Annotated in this window: 10 protein-coding genes; 3 read left to right on the forward strand and 7 right to left on the reverse strand. The window is 52.9% G+C overall.

What is annotated here, in order from left to right; all coding sequences use genetic code 11:
* Window positions 1–61: 61 nt before the first annotated feature.
* A complete protein-coding gene (locus AB1L42_RS07540; protein ID WP_367053049.1) occupies window positions 62–3,256 on the forward strand; it encodes a HEAT repeat domain-containing protein in 3,195 nt (1,064 codons plus the stop codon).
* A gap of 149 nt (window positions 3,257–3,405) precedes the next feature.
* On the forward strand, window positions 3,406–4,152 hold the full coding sequence (locus tag AB1L42_RS07545; protein ID WP_367053051.1) for a segregation/condensation protein A: 747 nt from the start codon (window positions 3,406–3,408) through the stop codon (window positions 4,150–4,152).
* A 72-nt stretch (window positions 4,153–4,224) separates the two neighbouring features.
* Here AB1L42_RS07545 and AB1L42_RS07550 read toward each other — a convergent pair whose 3' ends face one another.
* The 4 genes from AB1L42_RS07550 to AB1L42_RS07565 all read right to left on the reverse strand — a co-directional run bounded on the left by AB1L42_RS07550 (window position 4,225) and on the right by AB1L42_RS07565 (window position 11,017).
* The gene (locus AB1L42_RS07550) at window positions 4,225–5,883 is read right to left on the reverse strand and encodes a formylmethanofuran dehydrogenase subunit A (RefSeq protein WP_367053053.1); all 1,659 of its coding nucleotides are present in this window, start codon (window positions 5,881–5,883) and stop codon (window positions 4,225–4,227) included.
* Window positions 5,884–5,981: 98 nt separating this feature from the next.
* Window positions 5,982–8,357 carry a DUF4159 domain-containing protein gene (locus AB1L42_RS07555; RefSeq protein WP_367053055.1) on the reverse strand — a complete coding sequence of 792 codons (2,376 nt, stop codon included), beginning with the start codon at window positions 8,355–8,357 and terminating at the stop codon, window positions 5,982–5,984.
* A gap of 30 nt (window positions 8,358–8,387) precedes the next feature.
* A complete protein-coding gene (locus tag AB1L42_RS07560) occupies window positions 8,388–9,293 on the reverse strand; it encodes a GDSL-type esterase/lipase family protein (protein WP_367053057.1) in 906 nt (301 codons plus the stop codon).
* 311 nt (window positions 9,294–9,604) lie between these two features.
* The gene (locus AB1L42_RS07565) at window positions 9,605–11,017 is read right to left on the reverse strand and encodes a helix-turn-helix domain-containing protein (protein WP_367053059.1); all 1,413 of its coding nucleotides are present in this window, start codon (window positions 11,015–11,017) and stop codon (window positions 9,605–9,607) included.
* Window positions 11,018–11,668: 651 nt separating this feature from the next.
* Between AB1L42_RS07565 and AB1L42_RS07570 the strand changes: the two genes are divergently transcribed.
* Window positions 11,669–12,421, forward strand: a complete 753-nt coding sequence (locus tag AB1L42_RS07570; protein WP_367053061.1) for a hypothetical protein — start codon at window positions 11,669–11,671, stop codon at window positions 12,419–12,421.
* Between the two features lie 64 nt (window positions 12,422–12,485).
* Here AB1L42_RS07570 and AB1L42_RS07575 read toward each other — a convergent pair whose 3' ends face one another.
* The 3 genes from AB1L42_RS07575 to AB1L42_RS07585 form a co-directional block, all read right to left on the reverse strand.
* Window positions 12,486–13,409: a hypothetical protein gene (locus AB1L42_RS07575; RefSeq protein ID WP_367053063.1), complete on the reverse strand. Its 924-nt coding sequence runs from the start codon at window positions 13,407–13,409 to the stop codon at window positions 12,486–12,488.
* 65 nt (window positions 13,410–13,474) lie between these two features.
* Entirely contained in the window at window positions 13,475–14,173 is a 699-nt protein-coding gene (locus AB1L42_RS07580; protein ID WP_367053065.1) for a hypothetical protein, read from the reverse strand.
* A 240-nt stretch (window positions 14,174–14,413) separates the two neighbouring features.
* Window positions 14,414–18,166: a family 16 glycoside hydrolase gene (locus AB1L42_RS07585; RefSeq protein ID WP_367053067.1), complete on the reverse strand. Its 3,753-nt coding sequence runs from the start codon at window positions 18,164–18,166 to the stop codon at window positions 14,414–14,416.
* Window positions 18,167–18,487: the final 321 nt, after the last annotated feature.

Consider the following 18,487-nt stretch of genomic DNA (forward strand, 5'->3'; position numbering starts at 1 on the left):
TTTTCATCGAGCTACAAACGACTTGCCAATCGTAAGTTAGCTGTCGACCGACTCTCTCGATATGAGCCAATCATCAAAAGTGAATTCTCCACTGGTTCCTGAAGCTGATCGTGACTGTCCGAAGTGCGGAGCAAAGATCCCCCGGGCAATGCTGCGTTGTCGCGATTGCGGAACTCGCGTTGGTGTCTCAAATGGGGCTTCGTCTTCTGAGACGAATCGACCGTCGCAATCAAGTCTTCGTGAATCGAGTGATCGTATTGGTTCGCGAAAAACTGGAGTGACAGCGAGCACGTCAGCACCGTCCGGTGTCGATCATCTTTCCGCCGCCTCAAGTGAGCCGAAACCGTCAGTTACTGGGAGAAGCAATCTCTCGCAGGATCAGGTTGAGCTTGCAGATGTTGGTGAAGCGACGCCGAAGGAGGAATTGGTCGAGAAGTCCGACAGGGTTTCGACCCAGTGCGGACACTGTCAACGTGTTGTGAAAGCACCGATCGATCTCGCTGGTGCGGAAGTTCGATGCCCTTCCTGCGGCAAGGCAGTGCGTCTTCCAAAGCTCAAAGTTTCAGATTCAGGACAATCGAAGTCCTCGCAGAAAGAAGAGGAAACTCCGGAACACGTCTTGCGTCGGCAACTTGCTGAAGTCGTCCAGAATGCCATTCGCGAGACAGATTTGACGCTGATTGAAAGTCCGACCAGCAGCGATCAGGCGAGAAAAGGAAAAGTCAAAAAGTACGTTCAACTCATTGAACGCCACGCGGAAACTCCACTCGACTACAGAAAGTCGAAAGACGCTCGCGAAGCGATTCGAAAAATCGTCGAGCTGCACAGTCAATCTGGCGGGGAAGCTGTTCTCGGGTTGCTTCCCAAGATGTCGGATCAGGTTCGTCCCGATGCGATTCGAGCAATCGGCAAACTAAGAATCGCACAAGGGTTCGAGCCGGTGCTACGAACTCTTTTGAGTTCTTCTTCCGAGGAAGTTGAAGCAGCAATTCGCGCAGCTGGGAATTTTGGCGTCGCGAACGTTGTCCTGCCGCTTCTCTATGTTCAAACAATCAATCCCGAGCATCGAATTCGAATTGCTTCTTCAATCGCTCGGCTGGGTGAGCCTGCTCTCAAACCGTTACTCGGAGTTGTAACCTCTCCGTCCAGTACAGATGCCTTGAGACATGCTGCGATTTCGGCATTGCGTGAACTGAAATCGGAGAACAGCGTCGATGCACTGGCCGCGATTCTTAATCATGACTCTCTACCGATCAGACAAATTGCAACCGAAGCATTGGTTGAGATCGATGATCCCAAGACACTTCGACCGTTGATGAAGCTAGCGTCTGATCCTGATCCGGAGATTCGCCAGAATGCGATCAAAGGGCTGGCTCGATCGAAGTCCAAAAAGGCTGCTCCAGTTCTCGTGGAAGCATTGAAGGACCCTTCGAGAGAAGTTCAGCAAAACGCGATCATTGGTTTGGGAGAGTTGGGTGACAAATCTTTCGTCGCCAATCTCGCTCCGTTCCTTGAGGGCGACGACCAGGAAGTCCAACTGACAACAGCGGAAGCGATTGCCCGGCTCGGCGACAAGCGAATTGTTCCGAAGCTTTTGGGACTTTTGGAAAAGGAAACTCATGGGCGTCACGATGCAGATGTCCTGCATCGACTGGTCAAAGTTCTTCATAAGTTTCGCGATCCGCGATCTGTCCTTCCCCTTTGCGAACTTCTCGATTCCGCAGATGCCAAATTGCGTCGCCGTGTTGTGGAATCTCTCGGTGCAGTTGGCGATTCAGCCGCTCGCCCAGCACTTGAACGAGTCTTGCAGCGAGACCATGCGGACGACGTTCGAGCGTCAGCAGCGAAGGCATTAGGGGATCTGGGAGATCCACAAGCGATCGAAGTGTTGACCTCGGCGCTTCACGAAACATCCGAAGTCCGAGTCAAGGCGCTCATTTCTCTGGCGAGATTTAAGTCATCCAATGCTTTGCCCGTCATCCGGGATATGGTGATCGACCCGCTTCCTCAGGTTCGTTATCAAGTTGCGAGCTTGCTCGGGGAAGTGGGAGATAAATCAGCCATCACCGAATTAGAAGAACTCGCCGCCGATGATGAGTTAATGGTGAAGCGTGCAGCTCTAAAGTCGCTGGAGACTCTGGGTGACGAACGGAGTGAAGCGGAGATTGTCAAAGCGGGCCGAAAGCTAAAGAAGGCTCGTTCGAAAGTCTCGAAGGCCCCGATGTTTGCTGGCTTTGACATGGGGGGGCTTTCTTCTGTCCCCGGCGGGATGGCCACGGTCATTGGGGGAGCAGCTTGTGTGCTTCTCCTGGCGGTTTATTTTCTGTTCTTCCGATCCGGAGGCGGAGGCGAAAATGAGGTTGTTGTCGTCCGTGGCAATGTCAGTTCCGTGGGGATTGCGGAAGATGGCGTGATGATCGTCGCGTCCCGAAATCGCGGCATGACAGAGACCTGGAATGTTTCGAGCGACGAGCGACTCTGGTCAGGGACTGACCTTCCCAAAGCGAAAGGGATGGTTGTTTCGAAAGGACTGAATCAGGTCATGGTTTCTTCCGCAAAGAGCGCACTCTTCTATGATCTTGGATCCGACGGAAGTCTGACCAATCCAACCGAAGTGCCAGGACACACATCTGCCATTCGCGATACCGTTTCCACATCTGATCGCCGCTTCGCTGCCACGGTTGATGTCGAAGGGATCGTCCGCATCTGGAGTCTGGAGGCTCGAAATACAACGGGTGGACTGACGATTCCGAAGACCTCTGCTGCCATCGCTTTGGCCGACGAGGGACGTCTGCTCGCTGGGGGGACTTCCGCCTTACTCGTCTGGTCGGTCGAGACTGGTGAGATTGTGTTTGATGCCAACCAGATTGGAAGGATCTCGACTCGTTCCGGGACGATGACGTCGGTGGCGATTTCGCCGAGTCTCGAATTCGTCGCCGCTGCATATGGTGACGGAACGATTGTTGTCTACGACCTCGAACGGCAACGCGAACTCTCGCGGCATACGATTGTCGCTGGCAAACCGCTGCTGGTTTTTGACGAAGACAACGAACTGATTGTCGTCAACAGAAAGCTCTACCGCTTGTCGGACTTGCGGAAAGGAGAGCTTCAGGAATTGGGGCGGTCGGTCGAGTCGCGGACTTCTTTTGAGTATTGCAGCAAGACTAACCAACTCGTCATGGCCAGCGATGAAGCGAGTGGGATCACGGTGACAGACGTCAAAACTGGGGACTCGAAAGTTCTTGACCTGAAGTGAGTTCGCTGATGTGAATTCACAACGAGTCAACGTCTGTGTATGTGATTGCGAACTCAAACAGATAGAATTTCCGCGCTCTCTTTGTTTCGCGGGATTTGCTACGCTTTGAGGATTGAAAGCGTTTTGTGCGTCCTCATTCTTCGTGTGGCATGTCTGATCAATATCGCGTTGAACTCGAAATCTTCACTGGTCCCCTCGATTTGCTGCTCTATCTGGTGCGGCGAAACGAAGTGGACATCAAAGACTTGCCGATTGGTGAGATCGCGCAGCAGTTTCAAGACTTCTTGATGGTCTTGCAGCATCTCGACCTCGATCTGGTCGGAGATTTCGTGGTGATGGCCAGCACTCTGGTAGAGATCAAGAGTCGTATGGTCCTGCCAAATGAGACATCTGATGACGAACCCGAGTTGAGCGAGGAGTCGCAGGACCCGCGTTCCGACCTCGTGCAGCAACTCCTTGAGTACAAGAAGTTTAAAGATGCTGCTCTGGCTCTTCAGGAGCGTGCTGCGGAGTGGCAGGAGCGTTATCCACGACTGGCGGACGAACGACCATCGACAGGAAAAGACCCGTCGATCGATCGCATCAAAGAAGTTGAGCTTTGGGATTTGGTCAGTGCTCTCGGCCGAATTCTCAAGAAACAGGACGTGGAGTCCGAATCGACCATTCGTTACGACGAGACACCGATTCATACATACGTCGAGCAGATTTCACAGCGTGTTCAAGCAGAACAGGAAGTGAAGTTCAGCTCTCTGTTTGAGAAAGAGACGATCCGATCGAAGATCGTCGGGATCTTCCTCGCTGTGCTGGAACTCGTTCGACATCACGGGTATCGGGCGGAACAGAATGAAGACTTCGCCGAGATCGTGATCCGTCCACCACTCCCTGAAACAGAGTGATCTGACGATTCTCTCCGCGTTTTAGCAGTCACCCAAGCTTGTTGCTTCCTCTTGAGAACCTGCAATGCGACTTCAGTCATCCAGGCAGTTGATTTGCTCGTGGTCATGGAGTTCAGAGAAGTCCACGGGATAGTTTCGGAACTGCATGGTGTACGATTCTTCAAACCACTTTTGGATGTGCGGCACAGCTTCCTGATCGTACTCAGGAGCGACATACAGCAGTTTGCCTTCGCTGTCGGAACGCAGATCTCCATCGTCGACAATCACTTCGCCGCGTCGAATGACATATCGAGGCAACTCAAACATCAGCTGCAGGTCATCCTGTGGTTGATAGATGGTCACGTCTCCGTCAGCACCTTGTCCGAGTTGCCCCTTCCGCTTGAGACCTAACATTCTCGCGGGGGCAGCTCGAGTGATGATTGCGATTTCGTAGAGAGTGTATTCGCGATCAATTTCGGCGAGTGTGCAGTGATCACGAACGCCAGCTGGCACTGTTTGCAGCATCTCATCACGTCGAGCCCGTTCCATGAGAAGGGCAATGATTTGTGGGTACGCGAGGAATGAGCCACCGTTTGGATGGTCGGTGCTCATGGAGACTCTCCAGGGATCGTCGATCAGCAAGTACCACTCGAGGCCGATCGCCCATTGCAGAGCGTGAACCATCGACTTGTTCTTGTATTCGATCGGAACAATCCCACAGCCCGCTTCCATTTCTGTGTCAGAACTGAACCACTTTCTTCCGAAGACATTGTGCAGGAAATATCCCAGCGGTCCGTCTCCGGTCATGGACGTTGTACTTCCGAACATGACCTGTCCAACGTCGACGGTTAGATTGTCATGTGTGTTGACGTACTCGACGAGTTCCGGGACTTTCGAGCAGAAGGTTTCTTGAGTGTCGGGATCTCCTCCGTAGCTGTGAAACTGAATATGCGTCAGATGACCGCGCAACCCCTCGAGAGATTTCATAGTCTCGAGAGTGGTTGTGTAGTTTCCGGGAACTCCCAGGTTGTTGCAGTGAATGTGGAGTGGATGCGGAAGTCCCAACTCGTTCGTCGCTTCTGCGATTCCTTGAACGATTTGGCGAGGCGTGATTCGGAACTGGTCGATCTCGTCGTCGAGTGAACCGACATTGCCGCCACCCTGTTTCCAGACTTCCACTCCGCCAGGATTGACGATTTTGGCGGAGTACCCTTTGGCTGCTCCAAGAAGCCAGGCGACATACGATTTTAGTCGGTCTTTCTCACCGGCAGCGATTTGTTTCAGGACATAGTGATTGTTTCCCATCAACAGGTAGAAGCCTTTGTCGATGACGGGTGTGTCCTGAAATTCTTCATGAACATGACGAGCAGCAATCGGCGGCACAGCTGCGTCGAAGGCTGTTGTGTAACCGAGTCCGGCGTAGAGATAGCCCGTTGCAAATGTGCTGGGAACGCTTCCTATCGTTCCTGAACGCATCGACTTTGTGCGTTTGTAGGGAGGAGAGTTACGTTTGTCTTCCGGCTGCATCTTTCGTGCGGCATTGACCTTCGGGCCTGCAATATGGCAGTGCATATCAACCCCACCCGGCATGACAATCATTCCTGTCGCATCAATCTCGCGGTCCGGATGTCGGGCTGCCACTTGAGACTTTGCGATCACCACTCCGTCTTCAATCCAGATGTCACGAACTTCACCATCGATTTCATTTGCCGGATCGTAGAGTCGTCCACCGTGTATCTTGAGAAGTGCCATCGCGTTACTTGAGCTCGAAGTTAGAACGTTTCAGCTGCAGTGTACGAACAGCTTCACTGAGACGAATTGAGTTGTGCGTTGCAGGTGCAATTCAAGTTCTACTGGAATAAGCCATAGAGAACGAGATTCACGCCGATCTTCGCAGCATCTTCGGTCGAATAGCCAGCACAGGCGGGAGTCGACTGCCGTTCGAGCGCACAACTGATGTCGTATTTGCTGTAGACCACAACGTATTTTCCGTTGATTTGAACTCCTTCGAGAACAGCTTCGCCGACTGTGTCTCTCACATTGAGAATTGATCCTCCCTGTCCATTCGGCGGGATTCTGCGATTCACTCGGCGGAGATCGTAACCGGTTTGCAAATTGTAGATCTCATGCCCGGAAGGAATACGGGAAAGCGGTTCCCCGAAAATCTGTTCGATCATCCGTCGAAAACTTTCGTCGAACTCGGCAGCCCCGCAACAGGCATCGGCAAAGAGAAATCCGCCGTTTTCCAGATACGCCCGAAGGCCGTCCGTTTCTTCTTCGCTGAGAAAGAAGTTCTTGCGGCCGTGCATGTAAATCATCGGGTATTCGAAGATCGCCAGATCGTTGGCTCGTAAGTTTGGCATCTGCGGAGCAGAATCGATTCCGACAGTTTCGAGTGCGGATTGAAGTCGACGAAGAGCATTCGGGGCGGTGTCCCAGCCTCCGGTGTGCTGGAGGCGAGCGATCGTCATGCGACCGCGATTCATTTCATTGAGATCACTCGCGGTGAGTAGCTGCGGTGTCCGGAGTTTGTCTTGAAGTTCGCGCCCCGTCGCGTAAGCAATGACATTTACTCCCAGCTTCATCGACTTATCGATCTGAGACTTGATTTGCGGAAGACGGTCGCGAGAGTCGCTGAGCGTCCACTTGTTCCAGCGGCACGCATGGTCGAACTCCGAATACATGATCGCCGTGCGGCAACCCACATCGACGCCCCATAACTCCGGTGGATTGTTGTCGAAGAGTTCTTCGCTGCGATAAACATCGTGCGTCTCAGGGAGTCGATACAGCTGGTACTGATCGTCAAACAAGCGTTTGACCAGGTCCCGAAATCCGTCATGGAATTCGGCACTCTGGCAACTGTTGACCGCGAAGATGAATCCACCTTGAAGAATGTATTGCCGCAGAAGTTCCAGTTCGCGCCCCTGAATGGTATCGAGATCTTCTGAACCGGTGAGCAGCTGAACCGGGCTTTGCAACAGCGATGCGACGCCATCTCCGTTCGCCGCTGCCCGCAGATCAACGACCTGCCAGCTCATCAGCTTTGGCCACTGGTCTCGTTGGGAGATGTACGTTGTGAGATTGTTGGCGTCGCGCTGATGCTGATTCCAGGCTCTGCCAGCGACATCACGTGTTTGTTGATCGCGGGGCCCGTACTTGATTTTGTTGATCAGAACCGGCGAGAGACCCTTTGAGAGGAACAGCAGCGCGAAGCTGGTTCCAACGATTTCATTGCGTTGAGTTTCGCTGATCCAGAATCCATCGCGCGGGCTTTGACGATCGACCAGAAATCTGGCCCCTTCGCGATACCAGTCGTGATCGCCAAAAAAACGACGACCAGAAAATCGGCCAGCACGTTCAAGCCCATAGAGATAGTACAAAAGCCATCCACTTTCCCCGGGATTGCTGCGCACTTGAAAATGACTGGAGAGCCATCGGACGCCAGCGTCGATCGCCTTTTGGACTTCGCTGTCGTCTGCTCCGCAGCAATCGATTCGACCTTGAGCGTCAACGTCAGAATCGTCCTGCAGCATTTCCTGAGTGATAATCAACGACGCCAGACCAGCGACGGTCATGCTTCCGTACGCGGAGCCCCCTTCGGTGTACGCCCAGCCTGCGCCGTTGGGATTGTCGACACTGCCGGTCTGAGCTTTCATAAAGTGGTTCTGAACGCGTTCCCATACCTCGCGGTCGACACTGGCCCCAGCATAGACCGCTTCACGGAGTCCTAAGACTGCGAACTGAGTGTTGCTGTTGTCTCCTCCGCCGAGATCTCCATACCCCCAAAAGCCGTCGCGTTCCTGAATACGTTCCAAGCGAGCTGCGAGCCGGCCGATTTTCCCCGGTGCCCTGTCACCCGCTGCGAGGGCCATGATCACCATCGCAATTTCGTAGGTCTTGTTGGGATCGACTCGAGGATTCTCGAGATAGCTCAACGCTGCATCGACGTTCGGATGATCCGGTGACAGTCCAGAGTTCAACAGTGCCAGTGTCGCAAGGCTGTTCACTCCGTCGCTGTAAGCTGCGAAATTCCCGGGTGTCCAGGTTCCGTTGCGAGCTTGCTTGTCGATCAGATACTGCTGTCCTCGCTCAATCGCGTTTAGAACTTGCTCACGTAGCTGTTCGTCACTGATGGGCTGTTGTTGAGAAAACAGTCGGGCAGGTGACAGACAAACGAATGCGATGAACGCCAGGAATCCAATTCCGGCCATGTTGCGATTGAGCATGTTGAACTCCTCCTTGGACGAACCGAAACCTCAATCGATGATCGAAGAGATTTGGCTTTCCACCTCTGCGATCAGTGGATCAAACTGTGCGATTTCGACCGCGTTCTGGCCTTGCTCGTGCTTTCGGAATCCAGTGAGGTAGGTGATGTTCTGTGGACGCCATCTGTGAAAGAACAGTTCGTTCTTGCGACGGATCAAGGCACGCAATTCTTCAGCATCTCCGACAGGTTCTTGATCCTCGAGGCCGAACGCGTCGACAAAGGCAGACGCGGTTTTCTGATAGCCTGTTGCATTGAGGTGCAGACCGTTGTCACGCCATTGTTGATCCGCAGGGCGATGATTTAATGCGGCAGTGAGATCGATGACAGCCTCTCCGCGACTCTCCGCAAATTTCCGAATCGCGTCCGCGTAGAGTTGGATGTTTTGATTCGCCTGTTGAATGAAGTTTTTCGCTTCCGAGTTCTGAACCGGAAACGAAGACTCCTCAAGCGGAATTGGGAGCAAGTGGAGGCACTCGATTTCGGAGTTGGCGACATCGTTGACGAGTTGCTCGTATTGCTTGATGAATGCTGGTAGTGCGTCAATGCCGCCTTCGGATTCCACTCCTCCGTATCCGAATACGATGACGTTCGGCTTCAGTTCTTTTGCGAGTTCGATCAACCGCTCGTATCCGACTTTGGGAGGATCGAAGATTCCGCGAGACTCTGCCCAGACAGTGTCGCCGCTCCAGCCGAGGTTGCGGAACCGGATGTTCTGTCCGGAAAGTCGGCGAGTCAGTTCCAGTTCCCAGTCTCCGTACTCCTGCTCTCTTTCGATCAGAGTGTTCCCGATCGACACGACCAGATCACCTTTTTCGAGTTTTGGTTCATCAGCAGAAACAATTGAAAGAGGGATGATGAATCCGAGAGTGAAGAGACAGACGGATAATCGGTTCATCAGCATTCTGAATTCCTGGCTGGAGGGTGTCTCAAATCAGACGATGAGTGAATGAGCTTGCTTGAGAACAGGAATCGTCTGCTGCGCTGCCTTACTCACGACGATTACGCACAGACGGGCTTTCTCGTTGGATCGAAATATTTCATCGAGGATACAGGATTCCGGGCGAATGGACCATTCGCTGTGATGAAAAACGGCCTGAACTGGAACGTGAGCCTGGCATTGCAGAAACGAAAACAGGTCGAACCGACGCGATGTCGATTCGACCTGTAGCTGTCACAAATTCAGATCACTTTGTCGATTGATCTGACTTAGCTGTAGAGTCCACCGAGTGCATTCAGGATGGCTCCCGAAATTGGGTTCGGTGATGATGCGTTTGACATGGTGTTGACGAGGTCAATCATGACCACTCCGCAAACGAGGAGCAGCAGACTCGCAATCGTCAGCCCAGCGAAAACGCCGGTTCCCCATTCAGCGTCCGATCCTGCTCGGCCGCGAATCCGTGATGGATACTCATCACCTTCTTCATCGTCGAAGACGTCGTCGTCCGCGTCAAAGACGTCGAGGTCATCATCGTCACCGAAGACATCTTCTTCGATTTCCAGATCGTCTTCTTCAGCATCAAAGACATCCGACGATGCGAATTCAGAAGCGGAGCCTTCATCGTCGAGATCGAAGACGCTGTCGCTTGTTCCCAGTTCAGCTGAGCTGAGGGCGTTGTCGTCAGCATCGACAGTGTCGAGATCGAACACACTGCTTGGGCTTTCGTCCTCAAGCGGAGGAATCTCGAATTGTGTCTCAGCGACGGAATCGTCTGAGAGGGCGTCCATCATCGGAATTGTTCCCGAGTGGTCGTCTTCTTCGAGCGAGATTCCACTGTCGTCCGCGACGTCGAGAGAAATTCCACTTTCGTCGCTGACCAGAGAGATTCCGGAATCGTCATCCAGATCGAGAGTGATTCCCTCATCGTCTTCGTCAGCGGTCAGTTCGATTCCGCTGTCGGTTGGTCCCTCGAGAGCAATACCACTGCCTGCTCCAAGCATGAGCGAGCTGTCTTCTCCGATCAGCGAGCTGTCATCGGTATCGAGTGAGATTCCCGAATCATCGTCATCGGCGAACACGGACTGTTCATCTCCGCTGACACGGACAGCTTCGTGTTCATTGCTCATCAGCGTCACGTCACTTGCATCGTCGTCGTCGCTCACCAGCTTCACGTCGCTGTCGCTTCCAGCATCGTCCGAGCTCTTCTCCGCTTCTTCAGGAGATCCCATTAGACGGACGTCGCTGTCGCTGTCACCGAGATTCATCTCGGGAGCGGTTTTGTCTTCCTCAACAGGAATATCATCGGAGCTGTCGAGGCCGACGAGTTTCACATCGCTGTCGCTGTCATCGATGAGATCGATATCCGGTCCACCCACGATTCTCACGTCGCTGTCGCTGCTTTTCAGCGAATCGTCAAGATCTTCCAGCCCACCCTTGGAGATGACGGTTGGCTGTTCTCCGACGTCATCCTGATCATCGTCTTCATCAAGAAGAGGAAGCTCTGGATTGGAGTCAGCTCCGAATTCACGAGCCAGTGCTTCGACATCATCGGTCTTAAACTTGAAGTTCCCGCGATCAGCAAATCCACGGATCTCGTTCTGCTCCCGCATCCGCAACAATTCTGCGGGGGAGACGTTCAACATTTTGGCGGCTTCTTCGAGGCTCAGATACTTTTTCGACATTTGGGGTCGACTCCAGAATTGTGTCAGTCGGCGACAGGATGAGGAAATCGTTTTTCAAAGGAACCGCTCAGATCCTCCATGACCGATGAGTAGTGGAGAGAAACATTCCACAACAGTCGCTAAATCGGTAAGACTTGACAGTCAAAATTAGTCATCGTTGAGAATGTGCATCCTTATCCATTGTATGGATTACGACAGAATGCGTCATTCTCCGGTCCGTCTCCTGACCAGCATCTCATGAGGTCCGCGCGAACCGGTTCGTGTGCTCACGCTGACTGAACGACTCGTTTCCTGAGTCGTTGAAGTTGCCGTCGACGAAGTTTCATTTTGCGACACAAGTTTACGGTGTGCAAGATGTTCTGCAAAAGTTCGCTCTCTCAGATCAAATTCTACGCTGGATGATCGGCACAGCAAAATAATTCGCGGGTGTTGTCCTCAGAATTGTTCCGGTTGATGCGGTTTGTCCGCATTGGACAGTCGGCTCGAATCGCATGTTCTTCCCGGCAGAATCCGCCGGTCGGTGAGATTCAGTTTTTTTCTCTCAGGACGCAAAATCGTTAAAGCTTCTCTATTCCCCCGGACGATAGCAGAGGTAACCCCTCCTGCGCACATTCCTCAGTGCGCCCTATGAGTTGATCACGAGGATCACACATGCATTCTCAACTGCTTTCCCTTCTTGTTGTCTGCGTTTCCGTTTCTGGATGCTATTGCTGTCCCGAGTACTACGGTCCGGGAATGGGCGGATGCTACGGCTGGACACCCTCCTACAACTCCTGTGTGAGCGAATCCTGTCCGCCTGCGATGGGAAATCATCACTACAGTAAACATCCTCGCAGGATGTCGATCGCAGAACGGCGACAACAACGAGATCTGAAGCGATGGTATCGCGACCTGAACTCAGCCCCGCACTCAGCTTCTCATTGTTCACACTGCAGCCAGCCCATTGACTTTGGGACTGATTGTGGATGCGGAGGAGGATGGGACGAATTCAGTTCTTACGACGGCTCATACGTCGACGGCTTCTCCAGCTACGGTGGCGAATATCCTGTCGATGGCGGGATTTATCACGGTGGAGTTTCGGACAGCTACTGCCCCGATTGCGAAAATCAGTTCAGCGGATCGACCTATCACCATTCTGGGGAAATGTATCCGGCTGAAGTCTATGGTGCTCCTTCCGAAGCCGCGCCGACACCTGTTCCGTCGTCTCCGCCAACTCAGCCCACAGGAAGCGGAAATCCACAGACAAGCATGGTTCCGCGACACACTTCGAACGAGTACTACTATCCGCCTCAATCGGGAACACATCTCCCACCGATGCCAAGTCCGCAGGCGATTGAGACCAGTCGTCCAATTCAGCCAGCTTCCGTCGATCCTTCTCTGTTCGCTCCTCCAGTTGTTGAGTAGCCGTCTGGCAAGAGATTGAATCGACTCACGTGTCGGGTTCAGAAGACCAGAGATGGTTTGAGCGTCACTCATCTGCCTTCGAGTTCTGGAACTCGATCAACGTCTCACGGATCGAACTGAGCTTTCCACAGGTGAGGGCACACTCGTATTCGAAGACAGTGCCAGGCACAATCGCAAACTGTGTGAGTGGAGCAAAGTACGAACACGCTCCCCGTTGATTTCGTTCGCCGAAGCGGTAGCAGGTGAAGACTTCAGCGACGGGCACCGACACTCCGACTCCATAATCGTTCTCGTCAACGTATGCGATCCAGTGTTCCGGGCAGTTGTAACGCTCGTTGGGAAACCCGGGTTTGCGGTGAGTCAACGCATCGTCGGTGAATGGCTTTTCGCCTTCGTAATAGACGAGTTCTGAAAATCGCCGGTCGAGAAAGACTGCCGGGATTTCCTGATCGTGCACCGGATGTTTCACGTCGCCTGTGTACTCCATGCGATACCGGATTCGCACAAGCGGACCGTCCAGAGTGATCCATTGCTCGAATACGACTTCTGGAATCGGTTCGCCGGATGCCCAGTGCATCGGCAGAGTTTGGACATACAGCTCGTTTGGCTTCTCGCGAAACTGTGTGACCGTCGATTGCTTGCCCTGATAGTCTCCGCCCTGAACTGGATTCCATCGCCAGGGTTTCTCAGCCCACAGTGACCCGTCGACGACACCGTAAAACGACTGCTGAATCAATCGACCCTGATCAAAATGGTTGATCAGATTGTCTTCGGATTTCGCTTCCGAAAACCAGCCAATCGCCCCTCCTGCCGACATCTTGATCGCCACACGGACGAACTCATTCTCGAGGCTCAGCCATTCAGGGTTCGACGTCGGAAATGAATCAGTGGAGTCTTCCGAAGATGCTTGAAATGGGAAGATGATTCCAAGAGCGATGAACAAGCAGCTGAGGACATTGGCCCGGATTCGATGTCGAGATTCATCCATCACATGCTTTCTTGCGATCTCGGACGGCAGCGCTGTGTTGCATTGTCATATGAGGAAGATTGACATCATCCCTGATAGAGCAGACGGCCGCATGAGCCGCAGAAGAGAATCTTTCCGGAATTCAGCAGCACCTTGGACTGTGGAGTCAGCTGGGTGAAGCAGTTGTTACAGACTCCGCCGTTGGCTTGAGCCATTGCTTCGGGGCCGTAAGCTTCGACCAATCGGTCGTATTGTTCTCGAATCTCCGACGGAACGATTTTCTCAGTCTCTTTGATTTGCTCACCCAGAGAGACTTCTTGTTCCCGGAGCTTGGCCGATTTTTGTTCGAAGTCATTTGCGAAATCCCGTGTTTCTGTTTCGAGTTGGGCGATTTCTTCTTTCTTCTCTGCGATCTCTGAAAGCGTTCGGTCAACCCGTTCGAGTGCTTCGAGCACCTCATCTTCCAGCACAGCCTTCGCAGCGACGTCTGCGTCGATTTGCCCTCGGATGATGTCAAACTCTCGGTTTGAAGCTGCGGCGTTGAGTTTGCCCTGCAACTCGACCATGTGAGATTCTTTGGACTTGAGGTCGAGATTCTTGCGATCAGCGAGCCCACGCACTTCCTGCAGAGTTTGTTCAAGCTGGGTCAACTCTTCCTGTGCCGCTTCGACACGAGCCTGACGAGCCCGAATTTGACGAGGACCCCGAGCCAACTTGTCTTGTGTCTTTTTGAGATCCTTGTGCAGGTCATGCAACCGACGATAATCCGTTGCAGATGGGGGCATCGATGGACTCCGTTGAAATCATTTGAGAAAGGTCGCGCCGGCAGGCGCTCTATCGAAGTCTGGCAGATTCCTGCCAGCTTGCAATCGTCAATCAATCCGATCTGTTGAGATCAAGCAAATCCTATCCGAAACAAGTCGGCGATTGCCTCGAAAATTATTCGAAAAAACCTTCCGTGTCTGAGCAGATGACACGGAAGGTTTTGAGAATCTATCGGAAAGAACAGGACTCGCTAAAACTCGCTACGGAGTCGCTGAAGCCTGTTCCGGTTTGGAAAACATCTTGTCATCGCGATTTCCGCGTGAAAGAAGAAATGCCATCAGGTCGAGCAATTCTTCCTCATTGAGAGTGTCTGCCAGTCCCTGCGGCATCATTGAGACTTTGGACGGCATCATCTCTTCGATCTGTTTTCTGTCCACATTGGTCTGGGCATTTGGATCGAGCATGTTTGTGTTGATCTGGAAGGAGTCGCCAGCAAGGTTGACGATGCGTCCATGAACGACCTTGCCGTCGATCGTTAGAATTTGGACAGCTGAGTACTGATCGCTGATGACTTTGCTTGGATCGAGAATCGATTCCAAAATGTACTTCCGATCGAATCGGCCAGCCAATCCAGTCAGATCCGGGCCGACTGCTCCACCTTCTCCTGCGAAGCGATGGCAGGCGAAGCAGTTCGCTGCACCAAACATCTTTCGGCCATGCTCAAAGTCGCGGTTGACGAGGCTCGACTCAACTTTCGGAAGCAGTTCTTCCATGGTCCACTTCTTCACGAACGGTCGTGGCTCAGCAGCCAATGGATTGACCTGACCTTCCGGTTGTTTCGTGAGAACAGGTTCGAGGCGAGTCTTTTCTTCGTCTGTGAGGTGAGCGACAGCTTCTTCTTTGATGTTGTTCACAAACATGCCGAAGCTTGCTCCTCCGCGATAACCAGCCGCTTTCACAAACCAGTTGAAATACTGCTCCTGCAGTTCTGGAGTCCAGCCTACGACCAGATGTCGCAGTGACTTCGCGTAGAGGATCTGTTCTTCTTGTGAAGGAGCCTCGTTGAGCAGTGCAACTCCCTTGGCAGCTGCCTCTGGAGATTGCAGATAAATCAGAACATCCAGCAGCATGGAGTTCGCTTCCGGGCTGTCAGCTGGAAGCATTGGATTCAAATGTTTGATGAGTTCGTCTCGGACTTCCGCAGCAGGCTGGCCGAACCGAAGCAAAGCGAGCTGCAAAACTCGCAATGCAGCCAACTGTTGTTGGCGATCAAGAGATTCTGGTTTCAGTTGGCCGAGAGAAATGAGAATCTTCGCTTGGAGTTCTTGGTCCTCTTTGGAGATTTGTGTGGGCTGACTCCAGTCCGGGGGCGTTGTGTCGACAGCTTCAGCGTCGTTTTTGGACGGACGACGATGTGTTCGACACAATGCCAGAAGTGCTTCAATTCGTACATTTGGATCAGGTTCGTTCAGGGCTTGCTCTTGCCATTCGCTGACCGGGCGGTGTTCGATCGCTGTTCGGGCTGCGGTTCGAATCACACGGTCTTGATGACCGAGATGTTTCCAGGCGATTTTGACAGCGCGAGGATGTTTTTCTCCGTGCAGTTTTTCCAGACGAGCTCGAAGTGCGCGAAGCTTGGCACCATTCTTCTGATGGGCGTCGGCAGGTTCTGTCGACTGCTTGCCTGTGTAAGTGACTCGGTAGAGACCCGATTGCACTCTTCGACCACCGATCGCGAAATACATCGCTCCATCAACCGGATTGACGACCAAGTCGGTCAGTGGAAGAGGTGTGCCAGTGATGAACTCTTCGAACTCGGCGTTGTATGTCGCTCCAGCCGGTTTCAAATGGACGGCATACATCTTCCCGTAACTCCAGTCACTGATGAACAGTGCATTCTGGTAACGGGCAGGGAACTTCGCACCGTAGCCAAACACGATTCCTGTTGGCGATCCCGGTCCGATGTTAACGACAGGTGGGAGAGTGTCCGCGAAGTGTTCTGGGAACTTGCCGCCACCGTTTCTCCATCCAAAATCGACTCCGCTTAAGACGTGCGAAATGCGAGTCGGACGATACCACGGAGTGTTGATGTCCCATTCCATGTCCGCATCGTAAGTGAAGAGTTCTCCGTCGGCGTTCAGAGCAGCGTCGTACTCGTTTCGAAATCCGACAGTGATCAGTTCCCAGTTTTTGCCTTCAGGATCAATTCGGCTGATGTATCCACCGGGAGCAGGAGTGCCTTTCATGAAGCCACGGCCGTAAGCGCGAGGCAGCATGTTGTCTTCATCCCAAATCTGTGGGACGCGCGAGCTTGAGAACTCCGTCAAGTCGGTCTTGTTTCCGACGACGATATACAACCCTTCGCCATCTGGAGTCAGCAGGACTGCGTGAGGACCATGTTCTCCGCTTCCACCGGGCCACTGACGCAATGTCGTCAGCTGGTCCAGTTGATCGTCTCCGTCAGTATCGGTCGCTCGGTAAACACCACTGGTGAATTTTCCGCCTGAGTTCACGACGATGTAGAGGCTGTCGAATGCCCAGAGAAGTCCTTGTGCTTCTCCGATATTCAATTTGATCGGTTCAATCTCAACTTCGGTCGCTCCTCGGATTCCCGGAGGAGTGACGCGAAAGAGCCCACCGTATTGATCGCAGACAATCAAACGTCCTTCGGGATCAGTACACATGCTGACCCAGGACCCTTCCTGGTCTTTGGGGACCGAATAAAGCAACTCGACTTCGAAGCCCTTCTTGGTGATGAGCTGATCAATTGGAGTTGCTTCAGGTTGTTTGAGTTTGGCAGCTGCAAGCAGTCGTTCGTCTGTCATCTCCCACGGACCGCCGGTCAATTCAGCGACCACGTTGGCTTCTTTCCAGGAGTCCGACTCTTTGAAGTCGAGGTTCCGCCAGCCTTTCCCCGGCTTGGCGGATGCTTGCCAACTCCCGTCAGAAACGATCGACCATGCGTCGCGCCAGCCAGATTCAAAGTTCAGCATGACCAGCAACCCGGCAGGTCCGTCGCTGTTTTTGGCTTCAACTGCAAGAACGTGTTTTCCACCCGGAGCATCTCCGTCGATGAGTGGATTGATGTCGAAAAAAACCGGTTCCGACCAGCTTGAGCTTTCGAGAACTTTCTTTCCGTCCAGGTAGATCGTCATTTGGTCATCGCAAGTGGTGTAGAGTCGTGCTGCCGCGATGGCTCCTTTGACTTCGAACTCTTTGCGAAAGAAAACCTTCTCAGCGAGTTGATCACCTTCATTGAGCCAGATCCATTTTGGATTGGCGTTTTCAGGCCGTACTTTTGACTGGCTGGTCTTCTTGTCGGCCTTCTTTTTCTGGTCGAGTGTTTTCAGGCGAATGTTGCGGAACTGTGCTGTCATCGCTGGGCCGCGGTGAACTTGAAACGCGATCAGCCCCTTCATCTCTCGTTCAGCTTCGTGATCATCAATGATCTCGACGGTCGTGACTCCGTCAATCGCGTGCTTGAGTTTGTTTCCTTTGCACGTGATGGTCAGTTCATGCCAATCGGTGACGTCAATCGGCTTCACTGCGACATCGAGAGCGCTTGCATGTTTTTTCCCTTCATTGTCGACAGTCACCTTCTGACCGCGTTGAGCGACGATCCCACGTCCGCGCTCATCGTAGAGCATCCCTGTGTATTCTGGTTTCCCGTGAATATCGGCCTGATATCCGCCAACGGACCACTTGCCGACGTCCGGCAGCCTCTTCGAACGGTATTGAACGCCCGAGTTGTTGTCTCCCAGAACGCGAAACTCGAGTTTCAGTTCGAAGTCACCAACTTCCCCACCGTCCCAGATGAGAAACTGGTTGTGATCCAGATGGTCAGGTCCATTTGTTTTACCAGTGATCAAACCGTCTTCGACGGACCAGAGTTCGGGATTGCCGTCCCATCCGGTGAGGTCTTTTCCATTGAAGAGAGACTGATATCCCTCCTCACCGCACGCTGTGATGGAAAGAGCTCCCACGAGGAAGCAGGAAATGAAAACACGAAACATTCAAGGACTCCGGGTAGGAAGAAGTAGTGGAGGACTTATCAGATTGGGAATGATTGAACATTCCGGAGAGAACAATTCAACGATCGTTGATCGTAGCAAAAATTGACCGGTGTGCCACCTGAGCCAGCGTGCGAGAGTGTGCCGCTCCTGTCAGAGCACTCACTCTGACTCGTTGAAGTGGATTTCGCTGTCTGTGCACATACGATTTTCCGGAAACCGTCTCGGAGAGTGCGCTGATCCGGCCATTCGTTTCTCTCGGATTATTCGGACCAACCTGACCGATCGCGAGTGCGACCGAACTCGACCCGTTCCGGGTTTCTA

The organism is Thalassoglobus sp. JC818 (genome assembly GCF_040717535.1).
GTDB lineage: Bacteria > Planctomycetota > Planctomycetia > Planctomycetales > Planctomycetaceae > Thalassoglobus.

Bases quoted from the DNA above. Each gene is read 5' to 3' on its own strand.
- AB1L42_RS07580 (WP_367053065.1), bottom strand. From the start codon at position 14,173: ATGCCCCCATCTGCAACGGATTATCGTCGGTTGCATGACCTGCACAAG.
- AB1L42_RS07560 (WP_367053057.1), bottom strand. From the start codon at position 9,293: ATGAACCGATTATCCGTCTGTCTCTTCACTCTCGGATTCATCATCCCT.
- AB1L42_RS07565 (WP_367053059.1), bottom strand. From the start codon at position 11,017: ATGTCGAAAAAGTATCTGAGCCTCGAAGAAGCCGCCAAAATGTTGAAC.
- AB1L42_RS07570 (WP_367053061.1), top strand. From the start codon at position 11,669: ATGCATTCTCAACTGCTTTCCCTTCTTGTTGTCTGCGTTTCCGTTTCT.
- AB1L42_RS07545 (WP_367053051.1), top strand. From the start codon at position 3,406: ATGTCTGATCAATATCGCGTTGAACTCGAAATCTTCACTGGTCCCCTC.
- AB1L42_RS07585 (WP_367053067.1), bottom strand. From the start codon at position 18,166: ATGTTTCGTGTTTTCATTTCCTGCTTCCTCGTGGGAGCTCTTTCCATC.
- AB1L42_RS07575 (WP_367053063.1), bottom strand. From the start codon at position 13,409: ATGGATGAATCTCGACATCGAATCCGGGCCAATGTCCTCAGCTGCTTG.
- AB1L42_RS07540 (WP_367053049.1), top strand. From the start codon at position 62: ATGAGCCAATCATCAAAAGTGAATTCTCCACTGGTTCCTGAAGCTGAT.
- AB1L42_RS07555 (WP_367053055.1), bottom strand. From the start codon at position 8,357: ATGCTCAATCGCAACATGGCCGGAATTGGATTCCTGGCGTTCATCGCA.
- AB1L42_RS07550 (WP_367053053.1), bottom strand. From the start codon at position 5,883: ATGGCACTTCTCAAGATACACGGTGGACGACTCTACGATCCGGCAAAT.